This window comes from Okeania sp. SIO2C9, from assembly GCF_010672455.1.
Classification (GTDB): Bacteria; Cyanobacteriota; Cyanobacteriia; order Cyanobacteriales; family Microcoleaceae; genus Okeania.
The window spans coordinates 1-2,543 of record NZ_JAAHGO010000184.1 but is presented as its reverse complement, the minus strand read 5'-3'; the positions used below and the strand labels follow the sequence as shown (position 1 = coordinate 2,543).

The following is a 2,543-nucleotide window of genomic DNA, read 5'->3' as shown; positions in this document are numbered from 1 at the left end:
GTGCGACTCGTTGGCCACTAAACCAGGAAACTGGGTATAAATGGCCATTCCAAGTCAATACAGGAGGATCACCTCGACTTGTGAATAACTCTTATTACCTTGGTGGTGAAATTCCATCCGCCCTGTTGTTGGGTTGACAGCATAGACCACATTGGTGAGACTGAACATCAAACTGATGAAGCTGGTCTAAAAGCGGAAAAATACCAGTTACCAGGAACGATACCGCAAGCAAAGGCTGACAAGTGGACGAATAGGAAGGTAATTAAACTCTCGTCAAGTATAACCACCCCAAAGGTAGCTATGGGATGTCGGACGAAAGTCAGGGGGTCTATGGGTAGTCTTATGATTTCGGGATTACCAACAACCATATCGAACCCTCCGGGAGACTTTACCCCACTAAATCAGTCGTAATAAAGGAATAAGGGAACGAGGAAACCTCTCTAAGACACCTAAGAATATAGGTCGATAACTTAGGAAGCCATTCAAGGTCAATCTACGCTTTGGACGTAGGTCTTAGGGAGAGTAGGATTGGGTAAAAAGCTCTTTATGCTGACGTACCCACTGTTAGACGTAATGTAAGGCAATGAATAGTAATGAATAAAGCTCAGACACTGAAAAGAAAACTAGGGAACCCTAGACCATTTTTAAGCGTAGCAAGGGATACAGAGGATATACCTTCACAAATTTCAATCAATCCTAACCTGAAATGGAAGGATATAAATTGGAAGAAGGTAGAGAAATCTGTATTCAAATTACAAAAATTGATTTACAGAGCATCCAGCCGTGGCGAACTCCGCAAGATGCACAGATACCAAAAACTTCTTTTAAAAAGCTATTACGCTAGGTTGCTAGCTGTTAGGCGCGTGACACAGGATAACCAGGGAAAGAAAACTGCTGGAATAGATGGAATTAAGAATCTTTCTCCAATGCAGCGATTGAACTTGGTGAACCTACTCTCATCACGTTACCTCAAAGCAAGTCCCACCCGCAGGGTCTATATACCAAAACCTGGGAAAAATGAAAAACGTCCACTAGGCATCCCTACGATGTATGATCGAGCGTTACAAGCCCTGGTTAAGTTGGGAATGGAACCAGAGTGGGAGGCAAACTTTGAACCTAACAGTTATGGTTTTAGACCAGGACGGTCAACACATGATGCCATAGAGGCAATCTATCTCAGTATCCATTGCAAGCCAAAATATGTCCTAGATGCTGATATATCCAAATGTTTTGACCGAATTGACCATGATGCACTTCTAGGAAAGATAGGTCAATCTCCCTACAGACGATTAATTAAACAATGGTTAAAGTCTGGGGTGCTTGATAATAATCAATTACTAGAATCTGTGGAAGGAACACCACAGGGAGGGGTAATAAGTCCCCTACTAGCAAACATCGCCCTGCACGGAATGGAGGAGCAATTAAACCAATTTGCCAGAACAATAGACCTCAAAAATAAAAAAGGTCATCAACAATGCTGGCAAGACAAGGTAAATAGTCTCAACTTAGTACGCTATGCTGATGATTTCGTTATCCTACATGAAGATATCAAAGTAGTGTTAAAAGCAAAAGCCGTTATACAGGAATGGTTAAACCAGGTAGGATTAGAACTAAAACCAGAAAAAACCAAAATTGCCCATACCCTGGAAGAATATGAAGGAAACAAACCCGGATTCGATTTCTTAGGTTTTACAATCAGGCAATGGGAAGTAAAGACAGCCAAACAAGGATTTAAGACGCTGATTAAACCATCTTCCAAGAGTATAAAAACTCATTATCGGAAATTGGCGGATATATGTGATTCAAACAAATCTGCTCCTGTTAGGGCTTTAATAGCCAAATTAAATCCGGTAATCAAAGGATGGTCTAACTACTTCTCAGCCGTAGTCAGTAAAGAGGTGTTCAGTGAAATAGACAACCTCCTATGGAAAAGACTATGGAGATGGGCAAACAGAAGGCATCCCAATAAGCTGGCCAAATGGGTAAAGAAAAAGTATTTCCCCAAAGTTAAGAAAAACAGGAATTGGGTACTTAACGATGGCGAATATATACTAAACCTACACTCAGATGTTCCTATTATACGGCATATCAAGGTTAAAGGTAATAAATCCCCTTATGACGGCGACTGGACTTATTGGGGTAGTAGAACTGGCAAACATCCAGGCGTAAGGAAAGAAGTCACAACGCTACTTAAACGGCAAAAGAATAAATGCGCATCTTGTGGACTAACCTTTAGACCAAATGATCTAATTGAAGTTGACCATATAATACCAAGGTCTGAAGGTGGTGACAACACTTATGAAAATAAACAACTGTTGCACCGACATTGCCACGACAGTAAAACTGCATCAGACAAAAAGACATATCCAAAATTTAAGTTACAGGACTTACCTGAAAATTACATATGGATTGACGATATGCTAACTCTTATGCAGGATGTACCCATGACAAGGGACGTCTAAGAGAGGAGCCGTGATGAGGTGAAAGTCTCACGTCCGGTTCTGAAGACGAGTCGGTTTGGTAACAAACTGACTTAGTTTAAC

1 protein-coding gene is annotated in these 2,543 nt (G+C 41.1%); it reads left to right on the top strand.

Annotated features, from left to right (window positions below; all coding sequences use genetic code 11):
• Positions 1–593: 593 nt before the first annotated feature.
• The gene (gene ltrA / locus F6K23_RS40085) at positions 594–2,462 is read left to right on the top strand and encodes a group II intron reverse transcriptase/maturase (protein ID WP_293166731.1); all 1,869 of its coding nucleotides are present in this window, start codon (positions 594–596) and stop codon (positions 2,460–2,462) included.
• Positions 2,463–2,543 lie beyond the last annotated feature (81 nt).